We start from the raw sequence: 23,576 nt of genomic DNA, 5'->3' as shown, positions 1-23,576 counted from the left end.
TTTCTGTCCGCCACCACAACGTGAACGGTATGTGTTCACTTTTTAACATGCGTACTCTTTAACCAGCCAAACACTCGCGGCCATTCAAGGTCAACACAAAGGCCCCCTCCTGTCAATACCGCCTTGGAATCAAACAGTGATGGCGCGACGTTCACACGAGCCTGATGCAGGTTTGCAACTAGTTCAGCACGTTTTGTGGGTCCGCCTTGGAGTTTGCCAGTGCTTGCTGTGTCGCCCATGCTGTTGGGGGACTGTTCTACCAAAATTGGCTTAGCCTTCCGAAGGAACCCGGTCGATGTCCGTCGACCCACTGAAACGCGGTAAGTCAGTGAGTATAGCGCTCATTGAGCGACTCGACCTTCAGCAAATCCCTTGAGCAACCTTTAATTGTATTTTGATCCGCTTTGGAGGACTACTCATGAAACCTGGCTCTGCCCGCACACTCTAATCACGGGCTTTGGGTCAAGCACTTCTTCTTCGGAACGTCGCCAGAATGGGCGGCGTTTTTCGCTTTCTGGGCGGTTGAACGTCTTTGGCTTTTCCGCTTGTCCTGGGTCAGGGTTGTCTTCGCAGTCGGAGCATGTGCCGCTGCATGATTAGCTTCGAAAACGGTTGCCGCAATGTTTCGAAACGCAGCGCTCCCGGTCGGGCCTTCGGCGAGCAAAACGCGGTGAACCGGCTCGGCGTCCTAGCGGACGCACCACTGCTGGTCAGCAGCGGATCTCGTTCATTCGTTATGCGGCAATGCCATTGGCTTCAAAAGGTTTTCGGGAGCGCAGCATGGCGAATAATGTGACCAAAAGTTTTTTGGCCACCGCCACCTTCGCGCGTTTGAACCCGATCCTTTCGCATAGAGCTGTACCCCAACGTTTGAGGGCGCTGTCGGTTTTGGCGCGGGTCAGGATGTGCGCGGCGGCCTCATATAGGTAGGATCGCGGCAGCTTGTCGCCATGACGAGAAATCCTGCCCTGCATGATGATCTCACCCGATTAGTATCGCCGCGGGGTCAGGCCGATCCAGGCCGCCGCCGCGCGCCCCGGGGTAAGGCTTTCGCGTATCCGATCGCGGCGACAAAGGCCAGCGCGTTCAAATGGCCGACACGGGGACCGTCATCAGCAGCTGACACCGCTCGTCTACCCGCACTTCGGCGCGGATGGAACTTTCATGCCGGGCGACTTGTGTGCGTGCCGGGCAACGAGCAGGGGCATCACAACGGAAACAAGTCCAGGCTGTTCAGCAAGATGCTGTTCGAACCGACGCTCAAAGACACGCGCCTCTCCCGATCCGGGGCCAGCGGCCATGTTGAAGCCGAACAATCGCAAAGCACTGCGGATCGCTTTGCCAAGATCAATGACCGTGCGCACAAGCGTTGCGCGCGCCCGGAGCAAGGCCCACCTGCGCAGATCGCACCATGGTTTTACGCGCACTTTCATGAACAGTCCCGTTCTCAGCAGATGTGCTAAACCTTAGGCATCATTGGCATCGGTCTTGTTCACAATTACAGAAAGCGCCGCGTGAGCCTGCCGCGCATCTATGCATGCGACACTAAACCCTTGGTCCGTCAGGCCGTGGAAGAGCCACGAACTCCAGTTGCCCGTCTCAAGACCAACCTTTTCCAGCTGAGTGGCATACGGGATCAGAACTGTTGCACTGTCGCTCGGATTGGTCGGCACTTTTCCGCGCCAGATACATTTCCCGTAAACATCGACGACATGGACCTGCGTCTCTTTCTTGGACACATCAAGGGCACCAAACGTAGGCATAGGGCTAACTCCTTCAAGCTATCTATCCCCGAAGCTTGCACTAAACTTTCGATCCGCGCCGCCGCGTTACATAATGTATCGACAGACGACCAGCGACATTCTTCGGGCAACGAAGCTATCTGACAATTTTGCAGAGTATACTCCGTAGAGTTTTTGCGCTGCTTGCCGTCACAGGCGGCGCATGAAAATGCGGGAACGAGTAGGATTGAATTTACAAAACCTGAGGCGCGCTCGCGGTCTTAGTCAAGAAGCGCTTGCCTTGATGGCAGAGATTGACCGCACCTATGTTGGGAAAATCGAAAATGGAAAATACTCCGTCTCCGTCGATGTTCTTGAACAGCTTTCAAAAGCACTTGACATCGACACAATTGAGTTTTTCAGACCTCGTTGATGTCAGGGTGTGCAGGTTTTCTTGTGGGTCCTGGAGGGCCATCAACCATTCCACGGGCCTCATCTCCCAATGGTAAAGAAGCTATTTGGCAGACCCTTTGCGGAAGGGTTTCTAAACAACGGGGCGCGGGAGATCCACCTGTTTACCGATTACCGTTGGAATGATGGCTCGGTGAGCCGCCGCTGGCATGTCGATCCAGAACGCTTTGATGCCAGTCTTGCCATCGTGCGCCCGTTTTCCCTGACGCCCGGTGATATCTCAGATCAATAAGAAAACCACTCCGAGTGGCCCATGTTGCCCTCGTAGTCGCCGTACTCGACCATGATGCTCCGTGAAGAAAGGTGCCCAAGGACGCCTGCCGTCGGATAGACAATCTCCTGCTCGCTTTCAGAGATGAATGTCGCGGGCCAGGGCGTGTGAGACCGGTAGACCCGTTGCAAGTAGCGGCAGGCGCGATTTTCCCTGTCGCATGAGCGAAGCGACCAGTCCCAGTACTGATCGCCTCCTCTTTCTCTATAGGCTTGTCCGCTGAACCAGATCACATGGGTTCGGTTCAGCCATTCGTATTCCGGCAGGTTGGTGTCGAGTTCCCCCTCTCCGCCGGGCCCACCTAGCTCGAGCGGCACATGGGCAAAGGTGCAGACTCCGAAGGGCGGCAGGCTTGGCCAGGGCGCGATCCGACGAATCATCGTGCGATAGGCGCGGGCGCAGACAGAGCTCGGGGGGAAACCACCGGCCATGCAGAGCATGATGGCGCAGTCGATATCATAGGCCTGCGCCTTCTCCGGCGCTCCGAGCACCGCCATCACCCCTATCGCCGCTGCCATAACCTGCCGTCTCATACCACTCTCCCGCAAAAGTTGCGGCAACTATCGTGCAATATGTATTTTTTTGCAATATGTCTTATTGACTCCATATGACTTTATGGCCTTAGTGTCGTGAAGTAGAAGGGCTCTCAACGGGAGAGTCCGAACATGCCGATAGCGCGCAACCAGATCCTGATCACCATAGATGGTGTCAAAGACCTGTCCGAGAAGGGCATCGCGTTCCGCTGCCGGTATGAACTCGTGGGGTTCACGGACGATGGCAAGCCGCGCTACCAGTGCATCTACCTGCGCGAGGGCGAGCCGGAAGCCATTCTGGTCTCGACCCGGATCACCCCGCACGGGCCGGAGCCGCGGTATTTCAACATATGGCCGGGGCTCTTCAAACATCATCTCGAGTTCGGTGACGGGCGCGATCTGCGCTTTGGTCCTGACTACAGCATCACCCTCGAGGAGCGCAGCTGACGTCATCGCCTTCGGTCGCGACGGCACTGCCCGGACTTCTGGCTGGACCTTCCACGGTGAGCGGCCTGCCTGGGCTGGTCTGGATGATAGTACTGAGGCGGAAGTCGTTCTGTCCTCGCTGGACGACACACCGCCTTCCGGGCGCGACGACATCCTCGCGCTGATCCGCGCCACCGCAGGTCGTCACGCGGGCAATCGGGCCCTGCGCCACGTTAATCTGGGCGCCGACGACTGGCAGGTCCTGTTCCGCGCGCTGGTCGAAGCTGAAAGCAGCTATAACCCAACTGCCGTCAGCCCCAAGGGCGCCTACGGCCTGGGTCAGTTGATGCCGGACACGGCTCGCGCCCTGGGGGTTGATCCGCGCGATCCGTCCCAGAACCTCGATGGCGCGGCGCGCTATCTGCTGGCGCAGCTTGCGACCTTCAAGGACATCGACCTGGCGCTCGCGGCCTACAATGCCGGGCCGCACCAGGTGGTCGAGTATTCCGGTGTCCCACCCTTCGCCGAGACCCGCGACTACATCGCGCGCATTCACCGCATTCGGTCCCGGCTGGCAGGCACAGCCGTCTCCGCGTCGGACACCCGCGTCGCAGACCGGGTGCCCGCCCGCGCGCCCGTCCTTATCGATCTTCAGTAAAACAAGGGAACTTCGCATGCTTCGACATCGCCTCAGCCGCCTCTTGCCCATCGCCACAACCCTGGCGGCTTTTGCAACGCCCGCCCTCGCGCAAGACTTGTCGCCGATCCAGACCATGCTGGAAACCGTCGAGGCCGCGCTGACCGGTCCGATCGGGATCGCGGTGGCAACACTTGCCGTCATCGGCACCGGTTTCATGTGCATGATGGGGCGGCTCAACTGGGGCTGGTTCGCCTCGGTCATCATCGGGATCGTGCTGATCTTCTCGGCCGGGACGATCGTCGCAGGCTTCGCCTGATGAGACGGAAATCATCGTGCGTGTTTCGCAAGAAGGCATCCTTCGGCAGGTCCGAACGCGTTGTGCTTCGCAAACGCTGCCTCGGGCCCGCCTTCGGATACACTTTTCTTGCTAAGCGAAACACGCACTAAATGGCAGAACGATCCCCCCTCTTCCTGGGCCTCGCACGTCCGCCCAAGTATCTGGGCCTCCCTGTCGGATACCTCGTGGTTCTGGCGAGTGGGGTCGTTCTGCCGTTCATCTGGACCAAGTCGATGGTCTTCTTCCTGATCGGGATCATTGCTTATCCGATCCTTTGGTTCGTCGCCGACCGCGAGCCGCATTTCTTCGAGGTGCTGCGCATCTCCTACGGCTCGGTCCGCCCGACGAAGAACCGGGCCCTGCACGGAGGCGACAGCTTTGGCGCGTGATGCAGGCACCCTTTCCTCCTTCGGGACCGCCTTGCATCAAGCGGGCGGCAGGGAGTTCGCGCGGGAAAGCTATCTCGCCGAACATCTGCCGTATTTCGCGCTGGCGGATGACGATGTCATGGTGCTGCGCGAGGGCGATCTCCTCGCCACCCTGCGCCTTGATGGTCTCAATCCGATGACCACTGAGGATGCCCGGCTCGACGCGCTCAAACGCGCGGTTGCGGCCATCGTCGCACAGACCGGCAATGCCTTCGGGTTCTACATCCACCGCATCTCCGTGCCGCAGGATCTCGGAATGCACGCGATAGAGGGCGACAGCTTCGCTGCCGCGATCGACGCGCGCTGGCAGGCCCATGTGAAGGACCAGCGCCCGGCCAAACGTCAGCTCTATCTCAGCGTCATCCGTCGCCCCGACATCTCGGCCCGCATCCCGCTCCTGCGGGCACTGGCCCGCAAGGCCTGGGTCAAGGACCGCGCGACGCGGATGCAGGAACTCAACGAGGTCATGGGCTTTTTCGAGGTGGCGCTCTCGTCGGCCAATCCGATCCGGCTGACCCGTGCGGGCGGCGAATGGCTAGGCTATCTCAATACGCTGAACGCGGGTAGCTTCTCCCCCATCGCCTTCGGCCAAAGCGCCCTGCCCCTCTCGCACACTTTGAGCAATTGCCGCGCCACCTTTGATGGCGACGTCGTCACTCTGACCGATGCTGTGACAGGTCGGGTCAAATACGGCGCGCTCTTTTCCATGAAGACCTATCCGGCCCTCACGGACGTCACGCTGCTCGACGCGCTCGACCTGCCTCTCGACATCGTGCTGACGAATTCCTTCAGCCCGATCCCGAACAACATCATGGCCGAGCGCATCCAGCGCATCATCCGCCAGATGCACGCCTCCGACGATGCCGCCGTCTCCCTGCGCGAACAACTCGGACAAGCCGCCGATGATCAGGAGGCGGGCCGTATCGCCTTTGGGGATCACCACCTCTCCATCGCCGTCTATGCGTCCGACCGCGACACGCTCGAGCGCGCCGCCGCCCAGATCAAGCGCGTGGGTCAGGAGATCATGTCGGTGATCGTGCGCGAGAATATGGCCCTGAAAGCCACCTATTTCGCGCAAAGTCCCGGTAACTTCGGCTACCGCGCCCGCAAGACACCGATCTCCTCGATCAATTTCGCGGATTTCGCAGCCCTTCATGGCAGTGTCGAAGGGCGCGGTCCCGATCAATCGCCTTGGGGCCAGACCATCTCGGTCCTGCCCACGGTCGGCACCTCGGGCTATCGCTTCAACTTCCACGAGGCGGGAAGCTCGGGCAAGGAACCCACTGTCGGCCATACGCTCGTGCTGGGACGCACAGGCACGGGCAAGACGCTCACCACTGCCTTCCTCGCGGCCCAGGCGCAGCGGGTCGGGGCGCGGCTATTCTTCTTCGACAAGGACCGCGGCCTCGAAATGGCGGTCCGCGCCCTTGGTGGCCGCTATAACGAAATCCGCGCCGGCGTGCCCTCCGGCTTGAACCCGCTCGATACCGAGATCGATGAACGGGGCCGCGCCTGGCTCTCGGACTGGCTTTCGACCCTTCTTTCCCGGGGAGGCACCCTCACGGGCGAGCAATCCCGCCATATCCAGAGCGCGGTCTCGCAAAATGCCCATGCGGAGGGGTCGCTCAGACGCTTTGCGAGTTTCGAGACCCTGTTTCAGTCGCTCGACGACGATGGCGAGCTGCAGTCCCGCGTCGCCGAATGGGCCCCGGGTGGGCGCTACGGCTGGGTCTTCGACGAGCCGGAATATGGTGCCGGGCTTGAACTGGCCTCTGACATCATCGGTTTCGACATGACCGAGATTCTCGACATGACCACCGAGCGCATGGCGGTGCTCTCCTACATCTTCCGCCAGATCGAACGTGTGGTCGAGGATCGCCGCCCCACAATCATCGTGATCGACGAGGCCTGGAAACTGCTCGATGATCCCTACTTCGGGGCTCGGCTGGAAAACTGGCTGGTGACGCTCAGGAAGATGAACTGCGTCGTGATCATGATGACGCAGTATCCGAGCCAGTTGCGCGACAGCCGCGTCGGCAAAACCATCGTCGAGACGGTGCCGACCCAGATCCTCTTTCCGAACGATCGCGCTACGATCTCGGATTACGACTTCCTGCGCGTGAACGCCAAGGAGGCGGCGCTCCTCGTTCAGCCGACCATCGGCCAGCGCATCGCGCTTGTCCGCTCGGCAGGCGACAGCGTCTTCGTCGATGCCGACCTTTCGGCCCTCGGCGACCTCCTTCCCATCCTTGGCGGCGGCGCCACCGGCGAAGCCCGTGTGCCCGCCGATTGGCGCGCCAATCCCGATTTCTGGAGACATGTGATATGAGTTCGAAACCCCTCCTCGCAATTTGCGCCGCCGCAGCCCTTCTCTCAGCTTGCGAGAAATACACTGAGAAAACCTCGCCCTGCTTCGGACGCAATGGCGAGCCGCAGGTGTCACGCTCCGCCCTCGCCTTCTCGACGATGGGCACACCAGTTCAGCAGGCAGCCAAATCCGACTGCAGCTTCGAGACCCTGCCCCGTCCGGAATGAGCCACGCCGCGATCATATCCGTCGGGCTCTGCCTCGGCCTCGGTGCCCTGCCCGCGCATGCCCAGGGCGTGCCGACGCAGGACAATTCCGCGATCGGCCGCGCCATTGCCCGGGTGACGGCGCTGGCCGAGGATCTGGGCGTCCAGCAAGACAAGGACCGGACCGAGTCCACGCTCGCCGATGTCCAGGCCGACCAGCTGCGCGTCCTCGAAGAAATGACGGCGGCCATCACCGGCCCCGGCTTCGATATCCGCGCGCTCGAAGGCAATGCGGATTTTGGCGTGGCGGCGGTCTATCCCAATTCGGATCCAAGCCCGATGAACAGCCGTCTTTTCGGCGAGGGCCGCGAGACGGTCGAGATGATGATCGTCGAGGTGGCGGGCGAGTTCGCAGGCGCCCCCGGTGTGGCCCGCGCGGGTCTCTCGGCCACCCAGTGGCGCTGCCTCTTCCAGGCCCTGATCAAGCAGGAGAGCCGCTTCAACGTCACAGCACAAAGCCCGGTTGGTGCCTATGGCCTGACCCAGCTCATGCCCGGCACCGCGTCTGACCTCGGCGTCGACCGCTACAACTTGAAAGACAACCTCCGGGGCGGTGCGCGCTATATCACGACCCAGCTCAACCGCTTCGGCAATATCCCCCATGCGCTTGCGGCCTATAACGCAGGGCCTGGGCGCGTGATCGAATATGGCGGCGTGCCACCCTTTGCCGAGACCCAAGGCTACGTGCGCAACATCTCCAAATTCTACAACGAATACCTCGCCGTCGTGGGCGGCGCCGACGCGCTCGGCACGCTCTCGCCCTCGGACTTTGCGCTGGCCGAATATGCCAGCATCTCCGAGGCGGGCGTCTATTACGCGACCGACAGCTCCGCCACCACCGAACAGGTCATCAATCGCCTGCGTGCAATCATCCTGCAGATCGACGCCCAACCAAATGCCAAGGCGGCCTGGGAGCTTAACACCTATGCCAAGGCCGAGATCGGTCGCATCCTCAATCTTCGTGTCCGGCTTATGGCCGCCAACCAGCAGCGCGAGGCGGTCTATGCCCAACACCTCGTCGCCGACCGGCTGGCCGAGCGCGACTTCATGCAGATGGGAGTTCCCGAATGAGACAGCTTCTCCTGACCGTGGCTGCGGTCACCACACTCGGGCTCGCCTCGCCCGCAACAGCCCAAGGTGTGCCGACCTTCGATGGCTCGCAGCTTGGTCAGCTCGTGGCGCAGCTCGAACACATGGCTGAGGATCTGAACGTCCAAATGCAACAACTCGCCACCATGCGGCTGGAACTGGAAACTCAGCTGTCGCAGCTCACGAACCTCGAGGCGCAACTGACCTCGTTGATTGAAGGCAGCGGACTGGGTGAGCTTTTCGCCACGGTCGAGGAATTCCGCGCGCTGCGAGGCAAGCTGGTCGCGCCCCTTAACACCGCACAGTCGCTTGCCAGCGGCGATTTCCTGAGCGGCTTCAATCCCGGCGCCGAACTCTCAGCTTCGGTCGAGCGGGTGCTCTCTGGCAGCGGTTTCACCTCGGAACGACTGGGAACGCTCTCGGGCTCCGACCAGCCTGCCGACAACCGCATCGCCGCCTCTGCCGGGGCCAGTGCCATGCTCTCGGTTGCCGCGCAGGAAAGCCACGTGGAGGCCGGTCAAAGCCTTGAGCGGCTCGAGACCATGGTCGGGTTCATCGACGATCAGGACGGGCTGAAGGCCGCCGTCGATCTAAACACCCGCGTCACCGCCGAGCTTGGCATCATCCTGACCCAGATCTGGCGGCTGGAAGCCGCGCAAGGCGTCAGTGCCGGCCAGCTCGGCGTTGTCGATGCCGCGACCCTTGCAGATGAACGCAAGTTCCGCTCGATGGCTGTGGATCCATGAGCATGTCCATGATCCTCAGCTTGGCACCAATTCGGGCTCTTGGTCTTGCCGCTCTTGTCTTGGCCGCACTTCACGGTGCCGCACCGGCCCAGACCCCGAACACCAAACCATCCGGCAACACGCCCTTCAGCTCGATGGCTATCGCGCGGGACGAGGCCGACGACTGCCGCGTCCCGAAACCGCCCGCCGATCTCGCCGAAACCGCTTACTTGCGCAATGGCTACCGCGCGATCCTGCGCATCCTGATCGCCGAAGAGGCGCTGGCCACAGAGAACTGGACCTGCCTGCTGGACCAGTTCACCTGGGATCAGGCGCTTGACGCCCTGCCCCGCTTCCAGACCTCGGACAATCCGCGTCTGCCCTTTAACGTGCTCGAGCTCTACGCGCAGGCCAACGCGCTCGAGGCTCAAGTTGCAGAGGCCTGTGCCAAGTAGATGGGGATCATTCGCGACATTCTGAGCGAAGTCGACGCTGCAGTGAACACCGTGGCGCAGGACGGCTTTGTCTCCTCGGCGGCCTCGGTCGGCAATGTCATCTCGGCAGGCGCGACCCTCCTCCTCGTGCTTCTCGGAATCAACGCGGTGATGCAACTGCGCCCCCTGCCCTTCAGCACCGGCTTTGCCTTCGGGATCAAGGTGGCACTGGTGGGGATCTTCGCACAGAGCTGGGAAAATTTCAGCGTCATCTATGGCGTGGTCACGCAAGTCCCCGACTCCATCGGCGCCTCGATCCTTGCCCTCACCGGGTCGGGCGATGAGGCCGGGGTCTATGAGAGCCTCGACAACATGGTCGCGCGCATCACCGCCTATGGCGATACAATCGGCGACCGCGCGGGCTGGGTCTTCGGCGCGGTCCTGGGCGCGATCTTTTTCGTCCTCTCCGCCGTCTTCGCCGCCGTCACCGCCGGGATCATCGCCTTCGCCCGGATCGTCTTCGCACTGATGATTGTCATCGCGCCCTTCATGATCGTGACCTCGCTCTTCAAACCGACCCAATCCCTCTTCGAGGCCTGGACCCGCGCCACCATCGGCTATGCGCTCATGCCGGTCGCCGCCGCCGGGGCCGCAGGCATCATCGTCGCCATCGCCGAGGCTATCGGGGATGCCTCCGCCGATCCAGGCGATGTCGAGACCGTCAGCCTCATCCTGCCCTTCCTAGTGATCCTCATCCTCAGCGCCGGAATCATGGCCTCCGTGCCCTACATCGCCTCCAACCTCACCGGCGTTGTCGGCATTGCCTCCAATGCCGTGGGCCTGACCGGCCTTGCACGTCAGGGTTTTGTGAATACGCGGGAGTATGGCACGGGTACCGCCTCGCGCCTTGTCACCGGCAAGTCTCCGCACGAGCTGAACCAGATGGCCAATGCGGGCGTGGTGAAAACCGGTGAGATGATCCGGCAAAGCCCCGGCGCGCTTCTCTCCGCTGCCAAATCCTTCCGCAAACCCTGATGTGAAAGACGACTGACGTGAAGACACCCGCAACCCCTTCCGCGAGCCCCGACCGCGACGCGTTTGAAGCGGATTTCATCTACGGGCCAAGGCGGCGCGAGCGCTTCGCCTGGTTCGTCGCGACGGCCGGCGTGCTGGTCGGCGTTGCTGGCATGGTCGCGGGCGCGAGCCTCTTTCCGCTGAAATCCACCGAGACCTTCGTGGTCGTCGTGGACAAGGAAACCGGCGAGATGGACCGGGTCGCAGCCGTCCAGGCGCTGACGCTGTCGGAAAGCGACGCCATCATCCAGGCAAATCTCGTGGCCTATGTTGACGACCGCGAAACCTATGACCTGACCGATGGCGAGCAACGCATCAATTCGGTGCTCGATCGCTCGGATGGCGATGCCGCCCGCACGCTGCGCGATCTCTGGTCCTCGACCAACGAGGACTACCCGATCACCGTCTACGGGCGCGACGCCAAGATTGAGGTGGTCATCAAATCGGTAAACCAGATCGAGCGCGGCGTAGCCCAGGTCCGCTTCACTCGGACGCTGCGCCGCCCCCGCGACACGCGCACCGTCACCCGGTCCTATGTCGCCACCGTCGGCTACGACTTCCAACCCGAAACCCGCCGGCGCCTTCAGGACGTCTGGGCCAACCCCTTGGGCTTCGTGGTGACCTCGTACCGCGTCGACGCGGAGACCCTGGAGAACTGACCACCATGAAATCCTTCCCCGCGCTTCTCCTGGCGCTTGCCCTACCTGTTGCCGCTCTGGCCGAAGCCACGCCGCAAGGCGGCCCGCTCGACATCCGTATCCGCACCGCCGTCTATAACGAAAACCAGGTCTACCGGATCGAGACGGATCTCAGGCATTCGACGACGATACATTTCGGGGCGGGCGAGCGGTTTGAAGCAGTCATTGTCGGCGACACCGAGAGCTTTCAGGTCGATCCAATCCCCGAGCTCGGCAATGTGCTGACGATCAAACCGCATGTGGCCAATGCCTCGACCAACATGACCGTCATCACCAACCGGCGCAGCTATTCCTTCCACCTGCGCGAGGGCTCGATCCCGAACCGCACCGGCATGTTCTTCGAGGTCCGCTTCCGCTACCCCGACGAAGAACGCCGTGCGGCGGGTTCCACCCAGCCCAAGGGCTATGAGGCCCCGCGCAACTACAACTACCGTGTCTCGGGTGAAGGGGATTTTCGCCCGAGCCATATCTATGACGACGGGCGTTATACGTATTTCGTCTTCCCGGAGAATGGCCGCCAGCCCGCGCTCTTCAAGGCCGATGATCAGGGCCGCGAGCGCACCGTCAACTGGACCCAGCAAGGCAACACCGTCCGCGTGCTTGGGGTGAACACATACTGGACGCTGCGCATCGGCGACGAGGCGATCTGTGCCTGGCGCGACGAGAGCGCCATCTATGTGAGCAACTGACCATGGCCGATCAAACCCCTCCAGACCTTCAGGACCGCCTCAACCAGTTCAGCCAGCGCGGCAAATCCAAACGCCGGGGCAACAGCCTCGGGGTCGGCGCGCTCGCCGCTGCCCTCGCTCTTGGCAGCGCCGGGGTAGCGTATTTCCTGGCGACTGGCCTGCAGGAGGGCGACAGCGCGCTTGAGACTTCCGATGTCGAGACCTTTCAGGATCGCCGCCCAGGCACCGGCGGGCGGCTGGAGTTTCCGCCCGACGAGACCCAGCAAAGGGTCAATGACGCTCTGATCGCCGTCGAGGAAGCGCTCGACGTGCCCGTCGCCCCTGCCCCAGAGGCAAGCGCCGAGGTTCTGGCAGAAATCGCCAAGCTCCGCGAAGCCCTCGCCGCCAGCCAGGCCGCCCGCAACTCGGAAATCCAGTCCGCCGTCGCGGATCTACGCGAGGCCTTCGACGAACAGAAAGCCGCGCTCGAATCCATGCTGGCCGCAAAGGAGGCAGAGCTGGCCAACCTGCAGCGCCAGACCGAAACCCGCATCGAAGGGCTTCAGGCCATGCTCGATGCCGAGAGGGCACAGCGCGAGGGGCTCGAGGCCGAGCTCGACCGCGAAGGGCTGATCGCTGACCAGCGCCTTCTCGAAGAGCGCCGTCGGCAAGAAGAGGAACAGCGTCAGCGCGAGGCCGAGCGGGTCGCCGAGGAGCTTCTGACCGCGCAGATCAAGTCTCCCGCCGTGGTCTATGCCAACGGTCCACGCGGCGGCGCGAGTGGCGCGGCGGTGGCCGATCCGGCGGCCGCTGGCACTGGGGGACCGGTGCTTTCCGGCAATGAGCAGTTCCTGCAGACCGCCCGCCCGCTCGAGGTGCAGGAAGCCGCCCGCCTCGCTTACCCCGAGCGCACGCTGACCCAAGGGTCTGTCATTCAGGCCGCGCTCCAGACCGCCATCAACAGCGATCTGCCCGGCTCGGTCGTCGCGGTCGTCTCTGAGCCGGTCCCGGCGTTTTCCGGGGACCGGATCTTGATCCCCCGGGGCTCCCGCCTTTTTGGCCAGTACCGCTCCGGCATCGACATGCATCAGAAGCGCATCCTGATCCTCTGGACCCGCGTCTTGACGCCGGACGGGACCTCGATGGAAATCGCCGCCGTGGGCGGAGATCAGCTCGGCCGCTCGGGCCTGACCGGCCTCGTCGACACCAAGTTCGCCGAGCGATTCGGCGGGGCAGCGCTGATTTCCGTGATCGGGGCGGCGCCTGCGGTGGCAGCCGAGAGCAGCAACAACGAAACCACCAGCATCGTCCTGGGCGATGTCGGCAGCGACCTTCAGGATGCGGTCGGTTCGGTCATTGCCGACCAGGTCTCGATCGCGCCCACGATCTATGTCGATCAGGGGGCCTCGGTCACTGTGCTCGTTGACAGGGATGTGGTGATCTACGGGGGTTCTGGTTCACAATGAAAAAGAAGCATCAGGTTTCGCGTTCGAGCCGCAGGCGAGAGGCAGCGAAACCAGATTCAATATTACCGGAACCACCGAAATGATGGATCAGGCATCGCCAGCCTCCTACCTCGAGCGCTATCTCGACCCGTTCCGCGACCTTCTAAGACATGACGACGTGGTCGAGATCGCGATCAACCCGGACGGCAAGGTCTGGCTCGAGGTCGCGGGCGACGCCACGATGCGCCACGAAGGCCAAACCGTGGATCGCACCACCGCCCTCAACATGGCCCAGACCATCGTCGGCGACGCCAAGGCCCGCGTCTCTGAAAAGAACCCCCTCGTCTCCGGCAAGGTGGAATATGCGGGCCGCCCTCTTCGGGTCCAGGTCGCCGTACCGCCCGCCATCGATCGCGGTGCCTCGATCACCATCCGCCTCTTCGCCTCGGGCAGTGTCAGGGATTACGCCCCCGCCTATCTCTTCGGTAGGGCCGTCTCGCTCGATGCGCTCCGCGCAGAGAAACTGAAAAACATTGCCAGTCTCGCAGAAGAAAACCTCGAAGCTGCCCTACAGACCTTGGTCGAGGCACGCCTCAACGTCCTGATCAGCGGCGGCACCTCGACCGGCAAGACCACGTTCGCCCGCCATCTTCTGAACCACGTCAGCGAGCACGAACGGCTGATCACCATCGAGGACGCCTTCGAGCTCTTCCCCAGCCAGCCGAACACTGTCGCCCTCCTGGCCGACCGAGGTGCCGGCTCACAACGCAGCGCCAACGCCCTCCTTCAGGCCTCCCTCCGTATGCGACCCGACCGGATCATCGTCGGCGAGCTGCGCGGGGCCGAGGCCCTAACCTATCTCGAAGCAATCAACACCGGGCATGGCGGGTCGGTTTCCACCATCCACGCCGAGACTGCAGAACTCGCTATCGACCGGCTGGCGATCATGGTGCTGCAGGCTGGCACACCGCTGACATTCGCCGAGGTGCAGGAGTACATCCGGAAATCCATCGATGTGATCGTGCAGCTCGGGCGAGCCGAGGGGAAGCGGGGGATAACGGAGTTCTATCTGCCGAGCTGATGTTGCACCAAGGGTTGACACAAGCCTCACACAACATCACGTTGTCCTGCAGGGGACGTGTTTGAGGGGTAGGCCAATATATGTTAGGGTTGTCGCATCCGCGGGCCATCACCCGCATCCCTGATCCTATACATGGCACCATCCCGTTGACGATATTCGACCGAGATTTCGTGGACCGCCCAGATTTTCAACGGCTTCACTATGTCTTGCAACAATCTGTAAGTTTCGTTGCTTTCCCATCAAACAAGAACACTCGTTTTCCGCACTCGCTTGGAACAGCCTATACGGTCGGACGGATGTTTAGCAGCGCGCTGTCGAATGCTGGCCACAAGGACCTAAGGGAATTCCTGGATGTCGCGGCCGATTTCCTCTTGGCGGTAATTCGCGAGCTCTTCGATGAACTAGGCAGTGGAGCCGACGCCGATCCGGTCGATGTTTCCCGCAAGATTGAGGGCTTATGTAAAGCCCACAGAGCATCAATCTCTGGGCGAAGTGGGTTCCTGCATACTCCTCTGATGGCGCACGAAGGAAAACTCTTGGCCGCAAACCCGGATGCTCGAATTGACACTGAGAGCATGGTTGGCAAGGACAAGTTGCTGAACGCAAGCTTTGTGATCGATACTTATTGGCAGGCGCTCAAGCTCTATGCCCTAGCACATGACATCGGTCACCTGCCAATGAGCCACGCCTTTGAAGTCGCACTAAAGGATTTCACAATTGTTTCCGATGGTTACGACCCGCAAAACCGTGGGCCTGTTGCATCAGAACTCTATGATCGTGCGCGCAGTAGTTACGAAGGCAAACTTGATGCAAAACGCCTAGACGGCTTCCTGACAGCAATGTTGGATGTCACTCGTTCGGATTTGAAGAAAAAGATTAGACAGAAGGATTTGCATGAGGTCAGGAGTTACGCAATACTTAGCAGTTACCTGAAGGAAAGGCAAAGCCTAGTTGTCGGCTACGGTGATTTTCTGCCAGTCGGAAATAGGGCTCCGGGACAAGCAATAAACAAAACTAGCTGGCTTGATGAGTACTGTCGACTAATCCACCATGTCACGCTTTGTCTGATCTATTCTTATATTGCTCACAAAGGCGGTACTACTGAAGCAAACAAGCCGACACGCTTTCTTTATTCTATGCGGCAACTGGTGGACGGTCAAGTAGACGGGGACCGTCTCGACTACACGCTACGTGATTGCAGATCTGCAGGAGCCAGCTTCGGTGAGTTCGATCTTGAACGAGTCGTTCGCGACGCCATCCTGGTGCAATGCAAAAAACCTGAAGGAGAGCCTACCGGAATTTTTGCATTTGGCTTTGGACCACGAGCGGTTCCCGGAATTGAACAGTTTTTTGAGTCGCGCTATCAGAGTTATCGATATCTCGTACACCACCGTACCGCGAGTCGTGCGAATGTGGCCATTCAGCTCCTTTTGCAAAAGCTGTACGAGTACGCATACCGATATCCGGATAGTGACTGTGCTTCCGTCATGAATCGGCTCGATTTCATTCGAACTCGATCAGATGAGAGTGACAACGGAATCGTTGTGCTTTCCGAAATCCTGCCTAGTGGCGATGGCGATGGTGAAGCACTTGACGACGCTTCCCTGCGAGTCTTGATGAAGCGTTGTCGAATGATACTGCGTCGTCCAGGAAATTTCGAGGTACTTAAAGGAAAGAGTGAGGAACGTTGGCGGAGGGCAAAACAGCTTGATGTCCTTATTGAAATGCTCCTATTTCGATCACTCGCTCATACTGAAACACTCTTCAAGTCCAAAACGGTCGCAAGCTTTCTTTCCGAAGAACTTGGAATAACTGACATACAAACTCAGATCAGTTTTTCCAAACAAGTCGCTGCGCCGGACCATATGTCTCGAATTGTCAGAGAAATAAACAAAATACTCAGCGAGCCCGAATGGGGAGAAAAAGTGGGATTTACAGAACCCCTTTTGTTCTGTGCAGAGAAAATTGCCCCAAAGTGCTTTCGCGCAAAAGTGCCGGACGAGAATGTTTGCGAGGAGTTCACTTGGATAGCAGACCCGTCGGGCGATATTGTGAGCATCGATCAAGGTGGCGCCGCTCCGGCCTTGAGCGCGATGGAGGCAAGCCGCCAGGGCAATATTGGTTTGCGATTTTACTTAATTGGTCGTGATTTGAAGGCCAACCCCTCAGTGATCAACGCGGTCCAAACGCTTGTGACCGAACAAATCCGAGATGCTTTCGAACGGTTCCAAAGTTGGAGGCCCGATGCGGAAAACAAGGTGGTGGAGCGTCATGACCTGTGAATGCCCCCAAAACGCCGCCTCAATGCTATGTTAACCTGACGTCATTAAGAGGCGTTCCATAGGAGTTCTGCGAATGTGTGACGATCTGACGAGACAAGAGATCCTGTTTTTCACCGTGATGCACACTCATCAGGATGGATTATCGGAAGACGCAATCCTCGATGGGATGTCCAAACTCGCCATAGACATTGGCTGGCCATCCTACCTTGACGCTGTACCTCGTTCGCTTAGCGAGCGGCTCAAGGAGGCTCGAGATCGCTCCATGATATTCAAGGTTCGACCGTTGTACTGGAAACCTGCGCCCGGTGTTGCTGCCTATGTTCGCTATTTGGCTGAGCGTTATCTAGAAAAGCCCAGTCAACGTGAAATGATTCTCGAACTGCTGGACGACGAGCTACATGCGGCAGAATAGTTCGGGTTGTTCCAGACGCGAGGGGAACACGCGCAATCTGCTCACCCACCTAACAACTCCTCAATGAAATCCTCCTGCCGGTCGAGCGCCGCCTCCCATTCCTTCGGCACCGCAGCTTCCCGCTCAAGCGTGTTGGGCTCGGGCTGCCCGCGCCCGGCCTCCAACGCCATCACGCTCATCGCCCGCGCCTCGCGCCGCTGCGATCTATCCCGGACAGGCGCGCGTTCGGCTGGTTTCGCCTGCTCGTCTGCAAGGGCTGCGTCACCATCCACGCTACCCCAAGGCCCCACGCCCTGCACACTTGGCGGATAGGGGAAGGACTTGCCCTCCATGCGGGCCAGCATCTCCTTGAAGAACGGATCGTCATAATACTTGATCCGGCTCGCCTTGATCGGGTGCTGGGGCGAGGCGAGGATGATGACCTCATCGGGATCCATCAGGCGGGCTTCGGTCTCCGAAAGCAGCGGCCGCTCTTCCAGCCGCGCCGAGGTCGAAGTTGCGCCGAGGAAACCCTTGTTACGACCATACATCCGGGTGACCGCCTCGCGGGTGGTGCTGCCGACGGCGGCGGAGACCTCCTTTACGGTCCGCCGATCCCGAGGGGTGATGTAGAGCTTCAGCCCTGCCCCGTTCTCGAGGCTCTCGCGGCCCTCGGGCCCGTAGATCCGATCAAGCGAAGCCAGCGACTGCGCGATCATCGCGACGCGGCCGCCGTAACTCGCCAGCGAATGGATCGCGCGCTCGAGATAGGGCATGGCCCCCATCTGCTGGAATTCGTCGATCATCATCATGACCGGCCAGGGCTCGTCCGGACCCGGTTCATTGAGCCGGATCGAGGCAATGAGGTCGGCGAACATCAGGCGCAGGAGCGGCGCCAGAGTCGCGATGTGATCCTCGGAGACCGCGATGTAGAGCGACTGCGGGGTCTTGCGGAAGGTCGAGAAATCAAAGTCGCTGTCTTGCGTGGCCGAACGCACCGCGGGGTTGTCCCACTGCTTGAGGCCGGCGGTCATCAGCGCCTGGATGTTCGAGGTCAGGAGCCGCGACGAAGCTGAAGCCGCATTGGTCCAGAGTTCGCGCAGGATATCTTCTTCGGCCTCGTCGGCATAGGTCTTGTACCGGGCGTTCTTGTATTCCCCGCCCGCGACGATCTGGTTCACTGCGCCAAGGTTCGGCGTGCCGCGCTGGATCGCCAGCAGGCAGGCCGCGACAAAGATCGACTTGCCGGCCTCGGAGAATGTGTCGAGCGTCTTGTTGTCCTTGTCGAGGAAGAGGTCCGCCAGGATCGACACCTCGGTGAAGCGCTGCGCGAAGCTCGGGGCCTTGGCGATCCGGGCGAGCGGGTTGTAACGATGCGTGGCATTGGCCCAGTCGAAGGGGCTGAAGCGATAGACCTCGTCGCCGTTGAGCGCCCGGAGCCGCGCGGTCTTCTCGAAGTTCTCACCCTTCACGTCGAGCACCACGACCGAGCCCGCGAAGCTCAGAAGGTTCGGGATCACGAAGCCGACGCCCTTACCCGCGCGGGTGGGCGCCACCATCATCACATGCGGGATCGTGGTCGAGGAGATGAATTCCGCCTTGGCCGTCGGCGCGCCAAGCTTGCCGCAGACGAAACCCTTGCCGGGGGTCTGCAGCATGTCGTTCTTCTTCAACTCCGCCTTGGTCTGCCAATGGGCCGAGCCATAATCGTCCCGCTCCTTCTTCCAGGTCCAGGCGAGTGCCAGAACACCGAGGCCGATTGCGCCAAAGCCGACGGCGCCAAACCCAACCTTGAAGGCCTCTGGGTGCGCCGCGCGGGTACCGGCGCTCGCCTTCCAGAGCGCCAGCATGTCGAAACTGCCGAACCCGGTTTTCAATGCCAGGGTCAGATAGAAGGCGGCGACAATTGTGCCGATGACGGCGCCACAGATCACACCGAAGAGAAGCGCGGCCCAGAGGGGAAGTGTCTTGGTCATGGTGGTCATCTCCCCCTCAGAATTCCATCTCGTCATCGAGACCGCGGCCCCGACCGAGATCGCGACCCAGCTCCTGCGCCTCTTGCTGGCCGCGCAGTCGTGCCACCTCGGTCGCCTTATCCTGCTGCAACCCGGCGGCACGGTCGGTGAAGACCTGGTCGCCCGTTTCCTCGAAGGTCATTTCGAGGAACTCCTGCGTGACGGTGATTTGATCGAGCTTGCTCGGCAGGGCCGCATCCAGCACCTCGTAGTTGCCGCGGCGAAGTTCGGCCAGGCCTTCTTCGCCCAGTTCCTTGAAGAGCTCGGATTGCAGAGTCCGCTCGACCACCTCTTCCTGTGCCTCGGTGAGCTTGCCGTCCCGCAACATGTCGGCGAGGTCCTGCAGGTAGGGATTGGGCGTCCGGTCGTCCTCGTCGATGAGCGGCAGTGTCGCCTCCTCCTCGTCCGCGAGGGTGCGGCCGATCTCGACGCCCATCTCCTTGGCCCGCTCCATCAGCGCGTCCATCACCCCATCGACCTTCTCGAGCGCGGCATCGAGCTGGTCGTCATTGGCGGTCTCTACGCTGAGGCCGTCCTTCGCCAGCACCGCGTTCATGTCCCGCTCGACCCAGTCCTGCGCCATGCCGTAGTTGCGTGTACCGCCCGCCGCGATCCGGGCCACCAGCTCCTCGCTGTCCATGCCTGCTTCCTCGGCGCGCTCAAGAACGTCGCCGAGCCCCTCGTCATTGCCAGCCTGAAGTGCTGCGATCAGCACCTCGCTGCCCGCCCCGGGCGGATAGGGTTCTTCCAGCTGCTTACCGAACCGCGCCCGCAGCTCCGGATCCGGCACCATCTGCGAAAGGTCCGCGATGATCGGCGCGGCCTTGGCTTCAAACGCGGCACGCTCGGCCGGATCCAGTTCCTCGGCCTTGAGCCTCAGCGCCTCGATCGTGCGCTCGGAATAGTCGATCGCGTCACCGACGGTTTTGATGTCCTTCATGTCTATCTCTCCTTCGGTGAAGTTCCACGGCGTGCCGGAACCGAGACTGTCGGCCATACCGCGCAGGGCGCGCGCCATGTGGTGCCAGTCCATCCGGTCCAGCAGGTCGGCGAGGTTCTTGTAGTCCTTGGCGAAGCCCACCACCTGCGCCTGCGCGATGGCTGACTCTTGCGCAGTCATGACAATCTCACGCGGCAGGCGGGCCTCTTCCTTGGCGCGGTAGATCTCCTCGATCCCGGCGGGTTTCTCAAAGATGCCGCGCTCGAGCCGGGTAGTCGCGTCGAGCATGACGCCATAGCGCTCCGCGATCTCAGCCTGCTTCTCGCGCATGAGCTGCGGCGACATCACGCCCTCGGCCCAGCAAGAGAACCAGGTGCCGTTTTCGACCCCGCGATTGTTCAGGATGATATGGGCGTGCTTGTGCGCCCGGTCGTCATGAACCGCGAGGACATAGTCCCACTGATCCCCGTATTCGCCGCTCTCGAAGAAATGCTCCGTCCAGTCCATGGCGATGTCGCGAACCTGATCGACCGTCACATCGGTCGGGAACGAGAGCAGCATGTGTGAGGTGAAACCGAGCTTGGTCGAGCCGCGCCAGGTCCCGGCCCAGTCCTCGATGATGTCCTCTTTCTGCTCCTCAGAAAGCACCGCCGCATCGGTCAGCGCGTTGGTCATCGTCGAGTAGGTGTAGACCGCCTTGTCATTGATGTAGGAGATCTGCGCCCCGAGGGACGCCCGCGTCTTGCAGCCCCCCGCCCGAATCCGTTTGAAGACCGCCGCCCGGCTCTGACCCGACGCCGCCTTCAGCGCGTTGCGCGCCGACAGCGATCCGACGCGCGCGAAACCGCGACCCTGCCGACGCCCCGCCAGGCGCGCGTCGATCTGCGCCGCGGCCTGGCCCCGGATGCGCTCATCCTCCCAGAGCCGCCCCATGACCGAGGCATAGAGGGCGAGGGGATCAGCCATTCCTGACAAGCCTCAATCTGCGTTCGATCGTGCGCGGGCTGTCCTCCAGAACCGCGCTCTCCGCCCCCTGCCCTTCTTCCTTTTGCGGCCACTCCTGAGCACGCAGCGCCTGCGCCGCATCTTTCATCCGGCCCATCTCACGGCTCATGGACTGCGCCAGATCGAGCAGTTCGATCAGCACCGCGCGGTCCGCCTCCGAGACCTCCAACCGGCCACGATGCACCGCCTTGGCGAGCACCAATCCTGCGTCGCTCACATCCTTCGCCTGACGCCACGCCGCGCAAAATTCCGCGACCAGATCACGCGGCACGTCGAGGAACCCGCACCGCCCGCGCAGCACCGAATTGAGCGCCTGGGACCGGTTGGCATAGCCCCGTTCGCGCCACTCCGCATCGAAGGCGTCCAACTCGGATCGGCTTGCCCGAAAGGCCACCGTCTCACTCGGATCGCGCACCGCGATGCCCTCGCCCGCCTCTTCCTTCGCCAGCCGGTTCACGTGGCGTGGAGAGATGCCGAACGCCTCCGCCAGATCCTTTGCGCTCTCGCCCGCCGCAAAGCGCCGCGCGACTTCGATGCGCTGTTCAAGCTTCAGGTTTTTCGCTGGCCTCGGCACTAGGGCGTTCTCCCGCTTCCAGGAAAAGGGTGCATGCGCAGACGCGCGCGAGGCAGCGATTGCCCTAGGTCGCGTTCGCGTGCGGCGGAGCATTCAGCTTTGCGGGAAACGCCCATCACAGACCCCTCGGACAAAATGTGCAAACATTGGCCATATCCTGCCAACGTCTTCCTTCTCTCCTTCGCTTATACTTCAATACATCACATTGCGCAATATTACGTTTTGCATGTTCTGTCTTTTTGCAGGGGTTGGCGGCGCAATGAAGGTTCCGTCGCAGCCCGATATGGTGCGGCGTAGTCCGCATCAATGCGCCGCAATCAGGGCGAAAAAGCTGCCGAAACTTGCGCCTGGGCAGCACCTGATGACAGGCAAATCAAGCGCCCGAGCCGGTTACGGATCGGGCGCCGAGAACACGAAAACGGCCCGCGCAAGATGGCGCGGGTCACGCCCGTTAGAGGCGTCACGAAGCTTGAACGGAACACCGTCAGACCCCTGCGGATCCGAAGACCCGCAGGGGTGTCCGGGTCAGTGACCCAGTCCCTGATTGCGCAGATCGTCGTAGCGGCTGCGGGCGATCAGCGCCTCGGTCTCGAGGCTGTCTAGGGTCTCGGGATGGGCGTCTTCATCGAAGGCGGCGAGGTAGGCATCGAAGGCCATGTCGGCTTGCAGTTCGGCGAGGTCGATGGATTGTTCGAGTGTCATGGTGTGATCCTTTCCGTTGATCGTCGTTGGACGGATCGTGGAAAAGACCGGGGGCATGAGAGCGGGCTGCACCCGGCACGGGGCGGAATGAAATGGAGCACGCCGGGGGCAGGTTTGTTGTGAACGATGCCCAGCAGCGCTCAAGGCGTCACGGTGCTATACGTTTTCAAAAGAACAATGATGTTCGAAACACGCGTTCGAGCCGCAGGCGAGAGGCAGCGTGTTTCGAGGCTAATCAAACGTAAAGCGCCAGCCGTCCAGAAACCTGCCCCCGGCGTTGCCGACCGCTCGACCCCGGGCTAGCGATCTGAAAGGCCAACAGGTCGACGGAAAGGCGCGCGGCGGTGGCCCTGACTTGAGACGTTGCCCCCAGACGCATGACGTTGATCTGCGGTTTACACCCTCGCGGCACAGGGTGAGTTCGGCGCCCCTGGCAGCTTCGCCAAGACGCCCCAGGCGCGGGTTGCTCGAATGAGAGAAGGGGTGCGCTTGCCTCGCTCAGCTGGCTGCCAGTTCTCCCTACGGACATTCGGTTCCGCCTCGGGTTCGCGCGATCCACACTGTCACTGAACTGGGCGATCGGAGCCGCATCTGCGACCTATCCAGCTTCCTACCCGCCACGGCGACGTTGTCCGAAATATGCCGCATCCTTCGGACACGGGTTTCGGACCCGAACCTCTGTCGCTTCTTGAAACGAGAAAAAACCAGACCGCCGGAGCGGTCTGGCCGTTGGCTTAGACGGCGTCTTTGGGACCCCAGGGGATGACGGCCTGCAGGGACAGATCGTCCTGGTTCGCGGCCTTGCCGAGGTTGGCGTTGAAGCCGTGGTCGCGGATGGTCAGCGTGTAGTAGCCGGCGCCAGTCTCCTTGTTCTGCTTCTTCCAGATGCCGCCGCACTCGACCAGCTTGCCGCGCGGGGAGCGGCCGAGAACGCGATGCGTGGGGGCCATCGGGTTCGTGCTCGCGACGGGTTCGACCGTGATGTCGAGGTCGAAGGTCAGGGTCGAGATGGAGCCGACGCCCTTGGCGGTTTCGATGTCGGCGCTGGTGAAT

At 61.5% G+C, this 23,576-nt stretch carries 26 protein-coding genes; 18 read left to right on the top strand and 8 right to left on the bottom strand.

All coding sequences use genetic code 11. From position 1 onward, the window contains the following. Nucleotides 1-734: 734 nt before the first annotated feature. Complete coding sequence (locus EGN72_RS01620) at nucleotides 735-974, bottom strand: hypothetical protein (protein ID WP_127044900.1); 240 nt, start codon at nucleotides 972-974, stop codon at nucleotides 735-737. Nucleotides 975-1,184: 210 nt separating this feature from the next. Here EGN72_RS01620 and EGN72_RS19110 point away from each other — a divergent pair, with 210 nt between their 5' ends. After that, entirely contained in the window at nucleotides 1,185-1,463 is a 279-nt protein-coding gene (locus EGN72_RS19110) for a hypothetical protein (RefSeq protein ID WP_158623111.1), read from the top strand. 3 nt (nucleotides 1,464-1,466) lie between these two features. On the opposite strand, the gene EGN72_RS01610 is transcribed toward EGN72_RS19110, so the two are convergent. After that, nucleotides 1,467-1,763 carry a hypothetical protein gene (locus EGN72_RS01610; protein ID WP_127044898.1) on the bottom strand — a complete coding sequence of 99 codons (297 nt, stop codon included), beginning with the start codon at nucleotides 1,761-1,763 and terminating at the stop codon, nucleotides 1,467-1,469. Between the two features lie 181 nt (nucleotides 1,764-1,944). Between EGN72_RS01610 and EGN72_RS01605 the strand changes: the two genes are divergently transcribed. Then, nucleotides 1,945-2,154, top strand: a complete 210-nt coding sequence (locus EGN72_RS01605) for a helix-turn-helix domain-containing protein (RefSeq protein WP_127044897.1) — start codon at nucleotides 1,945-1,947, stop codon at nucleotides 2,152-2,154. A gap of 69 nt (nucleotides 2,155-2,223) precedes the next feature. Then, entirely contained in the window at nucleotides 2,224-2,424 is a 201-nt protein-coding gene (locus EGN72_RS01600; protein WP_127044896.1) for a hypothetical protein, read from the top strand. Here EGN72_RS01600 and EGN72_RS01595 read toward each other — a convergent pair. After that, complete coding sequence (locus EGN72_RS01595; RefSeq protein WP_127044895.1) at nucleotides 2,418-2,996, bottom strand: hypothetical protein; 579 nt, start codon at nucleotides 2,994-2,996, stop codon at nucleotides 2,418-2,420. The two genes, EGN72_RS01600 and EGN72_RS01595, sit on opposite strands and share 7 nt — an antisense overlap. A gap of 132 nt (nucleotides 2,997-3,128) precedes the next feature. On the opposite strand from EGN72_RS01595, the gene EGN72_RS01590 reads away from it, so the two are divergent. From EGN72_RS01590 to EGN72_RS01515, 15 genes are all read left to right on the top strand, one after another. Then, nucleotides 3,129-3,443: a hypothetical protein gene (locus tag EGN72_RS01590; protein ID WP_127044894.1), complete on the top strand. Its 315-nt coding sequence runs from the start codon at nucleotides 3,129-3,131 to the stop codon at nucleotides 3,441-3,443. Continuing rightward, the gene (locus EGN72_RS01585) at nucleotides 3,382-4,080 is read left to right on the top strand and encodes a lytic transglycosylase domain-containing protein (RefSeq protein ID WP_233586991.1); all 699 of its coding nucleotides are present in this window, start codon (nucleotides 3,382-3,384) and stop codon (nucleotides 4,078-4,080) included. Before EGN72_RS01590 ends, EGN72_RS01585 begins: the two co-directional genes overlap by 62 nt. Nucleotides 4,081-4,096: 16 nt before the next feature. Continuing rightward, complete coding sequence (locus EGN72_RS01580) at nucleotides 4,097-4,378, top strand: TrbC/VirB2 family protein (protein ID WP_127044893.1); 282 nt, start codon at nucleotides 4,097-4,099, stop codon at nucleotides 4,376-4,378. 131 nt (nucleotides 4,379-4,509) lie between these two features. After that, on the top strand, nucleotides 4,510-4,788 hold the full coding sequence (locus EGN72_RS01575) for a type IV secretion system protein VirB3 (RefSeq protein WP_127044892.1): 279 nt from the start codon (nucleotides 4,510-4,512) through the stop codon (nucleotides 4,786-4,788). After that, nucleotides 4,778-7,156, top strand: a complete 2,379-nt coding sequence (locus tag EGN72_RS01570) for a type IV secretion system protein B4 (protein WP_127044891.1) — start codon at nucleotides 4,778-4,780, stop codon at nucleotides 7,154-7,156. Before EGN72_RS01575 ends, EGN72_RS01570 begins: the two co-directional genes overlap by 11 nt. Before the next feature lie 202 nt (nucleotides 7,157-7,358). Continuing rightward, nucleotides 7,359-8,471: a transglycosylase SLT domain-containing protein gene (locus EGN72_RS01560; RefSeq protein ID WP_127044889.1), complete on the top strand. Its 1,113-nt coding sequence runs from the start codon at nucleotides 7,359-7,361 to the stop codon at nucleotides 8,469-8,471. After that, a complete protein-coding gene (locus EGN72_RS01555) occupies nucleotides 8,468-9,235 on the top strand; it encodes a type IV secretion system protein (RefSeq protein WP_127044888.1) in 768 nt (255 codons plus the stop codon). The genes EGN72_RS01560 and EGN72_RS01555 overlap by 4 nt, the downstream gene beginning before the upstream one ends. 2 nt (nucleotides 9,236-9,237) lie before the next feature. Further along, nucleotides 9,238-9,669, top strand: a complete 432-nt coding sequence (locus EGN72_RS01550) for a hypothetical protein (RefSeq protein WP_233586990.1) — start codon at nucleotides 9,238-9,240, stop codon at nucleotides 9,667-9,669. Next, on the top strand, nucleotides 9,670-10,683 hold the full coding sequence (locus EGN72_RS01545; RefSeq protein WP_127044887.1) for a type IV secretion system protein: 1,014 nt from the start codon (nucleotides 9,670-9,672) through the stop codon (nucleotides 10,681-10,683). A gap of 17 nt (nucleotides 10,684-10,700) precedes the next feature. Then, nucleotides 10,701-11,381, top strand: a complete 681-nt coding sequence (locus tag EGN72_RS01540) for a virB8 family protein (protein WP_127044886.1) — start codon at nucleotides 10,701-10,703, stop codon at nucleotides 11,379-11,381. Between the two features lie 5 nt (nucleotides 11,382-11,386). Next, the gene (locus tag EGN72_RS01535) at nucleotides 11,387-12,109 is read left to right on the top strand and encodes a TrbG/VirB9 family P-type conjugative transfer protein (protein ID WP_127044885.1); all 723 of its coding nucleotides are present in this window, start codon (nucleotides 11,387-11,389) and stop codon (nucleotides 12,107-12,109) included. A gap of 2 nt (nucleotides 12,110-12,111) precedes the next feature. Further along, nucleotides 12,112-13,554, top strand: coding sequence for a TrbI/VirB10 family protein (locus tag EGN72_RS01530; protein WP_127044884.1), 1,443 nt, complete (start codon nucleotides 12,112-12,114; stop codon nucleotides 13,552-13,554). Between the two features lie 82 nt (nucleotides 13,555-13,636). Continuing rightward, nucleotides 13,637-14,614, top strand: coding sequence for a P-type DNA transfer ATPase VirB11 (gene virB11 / locus EGN72_RS01525; RefSeq protein ID WP_127044902.1), 978 nt, complete (start codon nucleotides 13,637-13,639; stop codon nucleotides 14,612-14,614). Nucleotides 14,615-14,694: 80 nt separating this feature from the next. Then, the gene (locus EGN72_RS01520) at nucleotides 14,695-16,896 is read left to right on the top strand and encodes a hypothetical protein (RefSeq protein WP_127044883.1); all 2,202 of its coding nucleotides are present in this window, start codon (nucleotides 14,695-14,697) and stop codon (nucleotides 16,894-16,896) included. A gap of 73 nt (nucleotides 16,897-16,969) precedes the next feature. After that, nucleotides 16,970-17,308 carry a hypothetical protein gene (locus EGN72_RS01515; protein WP_127044882.1) on the top strand — a complete coding sequence of 113 codons (339 nt, stop codon included), beginning with the start codon at nucleotides 16,970-16,972 and terminating at the stop codon, nucleotides 17,306-17,308. A 41-nt stretch (nucleotides 17,309-17,349) separates the two neighbouring features. On the opposite strand, the gene EGN72_RS01510 is transcribed toward EGN72_RS01515, so the two are convergent. From EGN72_RS01510 to EGN72_RS01495, 5 genes are all read right to left on the bottom strand, one after another. Further along, nucleotides 17,350-19,263, bottom strand: coding sequence for a type IV secretory system conjugative DNA transfer family protein (locus EGN72_RS01510; RefSeq protein WP_127044901.1), 1,914 nt, complete (start codon nucleotides 19,261-19,263; stop codon nucleotides 17,350-17,352). A gap of 16 nt (nucleotides 19,264-19,279) precedes the next feature. Further along, entirely contained in the window at nucleotides 19,280-21,208 is a 1,929-nt protein-coding gene (locus EGN72_RS01505; protein WP_127044881.1) for a relaxase/mobilization nuclease domain-containing protein, read from the bottom strand. After that, complete coding sequence (locus tag EGN72_RS01500; RefSeq protein WP_127044880.1) at nucleotides 21,201-21,821, bottom strand: helix-turn-helix domain-containing protein; 621 nt, start codon at nucleotides 21,819-21,821, stop codon at nucleotides 21,201-21,203. The genes EGN72_RS01505 and EGN72_RS01500 overlap by 8 nt, the downstream gene beginning before the upstream one ends. 525 nt (nucleotides 21,822-22,346) lie before the next feature. Next, nucleotides 22,347-22,523 carry a hypothetical protein gene (locus EGN72_RS19260; RefSeq protein WP_176832925.1) on the bottom strand — a complete coding sequence of 59 codons (177 nt, stop codon included), beginning with the start codon at nucleotides 22,521-22,523 and terminating at the stop codon, nucleotides 22,347-22,349. 734 nt (nucleotides 22,524-23,257) lie between these two features. Beyond that, nucleotides 23,258-23,576 (bottom strand): DUF736 family protein (locus tag EGN72_RS01495; protein WP_127044879.1); only part of this gene is annotated, 319 nt, incomplete at its 5' end.

It is taken from the genome of Pseudorhodobacter sp. E13, from assembly GCF_003991405.1.
Lineage (GTDB): Bacteria > Pseudomonadota > Alphaproteobacteria > Rhodobacterales > Rhodobacteraceae > Pseudorhodobacter.
This window is presented reverse-complemented; position numbering and strand designations above follow the sequence as displayed.

Excerpts from the sequence above, each read along its gene's own strand:
- EGN72_RS01620 (WP_127044900.1), bottom strand. The coding sequence starts at position 974 with ATGCAGGGCAGGATTTCTCGTCATGGCGACAAGCTGCCGCGATCCTAC.
- EGN72_RS01610 (WP_127044898.1), bottom strand. The coding sequence starts at position 1,763 with ATGCCTACGTTTGGTGCCCTTGATGTGTCCAAGAAAGAGACGCAGGTC.
- EGN72_RS01605 (WP_127044897.1), top strand. The coding sequence starts at position 1,945 with ATGAAAATGCGGGAACGAGTAGGATTGAATTTACAAAACCTGAGGCGC.
- EGN72_RS01600 (WP_127044896.1), top strand. The coding sequence starts at position 2,224 with ATGGTAAAGAAGCTATTTGGCAGACCCTTTGCGGAAGGGTTTCTAAAC.
- EGN72_RS01595 (WP_127044895.1), bottom strand. The coding sequence starts at position 2,996 with ATGAGACGGCAGGTTATGGCAGCGGCGATAGGGGTGATGGCGGTGCTC.
- EGN72_RS01590 (WP_127044894.1), top strand. The coding sequence starts at position 3,129 with ATGCCGATAGCGCGCAACCAGATCCTGATCACCATAGATGGTGTCAAA.
- EGN72_RS01580 (WP_127044893.1), top strand. The coding sequence starts at position 4,097 with ATGCTTCGACATCGCCTCAGCCGCCTCTTGCCCATCGCCACAACCCTG.
- EGN72_RS01575 (WP_127044892.1), top strand. The coding sequence starts at position 4,510 with ATGGCAGAACGATCCCCCCTCTTCCTGGGCCTCGCACGTCCGCCCAAG.
- EGN72_RS01560 (WP_127044889.1), top strand. The coding sequence starts at position 7,359 with ATGAGCCACGCCGCGATCATATCCGTCGGGCTCTGCCTCGGCCTCGGT.
- EGN72_RS01555 (WP_127044888.1), top strand. The coding sequence starts at position 8,468 with ATGAGACAGCTTCTCCTGACCGTGGCTGCGGTCACCACACTCGGGCTC.
- EGN72_RS01550 (WP_233586990.1), top strand. The coding sequence starts at position 9,238 with ATGTCCATGATCCTCAGCTTGGCACCAATTCGGGCTCTTGGTCTTGCC.
- EGN72_RS01545 (WP_127044887.1), top strand. The coding sequence starts at position 9,670 with ATGGGGATCATTCGCGACATTCTGAGCGAAGTCGACGCTGCAGTGAAC.
- EGN72_RS01535 (WP_127044885.1), top strand. The coding sequence starts at position 11,387 with ATGAAATCCTTCCCCGCGCTTCTCCTGGCGCTTGCCCTACCTGTTGCC.
- EGN72_RS01530 (WP_127044884.1), top strand. The coding sequence starts at position 12,112 with ATGGCCGATCAAACCCCTCCAGACCTTCAGGACCGCCTCAACCAGTTC.
- virB11 (WP_127044902.1), top strand. The coding sequence starts at position 13,637 with ATGGATCAGGCATCGCCAGCCTCCTACCTCGAGCGCTATCTCGACCCG.
- EGN72_RS01520 (WP_127044883.1), top strand. The coding sequence starts at position 14,695 with ATGTTAGGGTTGTCGCATCCGCGGGCCATCACCCGCATCCCTGATCCT.
- EGN72_RS01515 (WP_127044882.1), top strand. The coding sequence starts at position 16,970 with ATGTGTGACGATCTGACGAGACAAGAGATCCTGTTTTTCACCGTGATG.
- EGN72_RS01510 (WP_127044901.1), bottom strand. The coding sequence starts at position 19,263 with ATGACCAAGACACTTCCCCTCTGGGCCGCGCTTCTCTTCGGTGTGATC.
- EGN72_RS01505 (WP_127044881.1), bottom strand. The coding sequence starts at position 21,208 with ATGGCTGATCCCCTCGCCCTCTATGCCTCGGTCATGGGGCGGCTCTGG.
- EGN72_RS19260 (WP_176832925.1), bottom strand. The coding sequence starts at position 22,523 with ATGACACTCGAACAATCCATCGACCTCGCCGAACTGCAAGCCGACATG.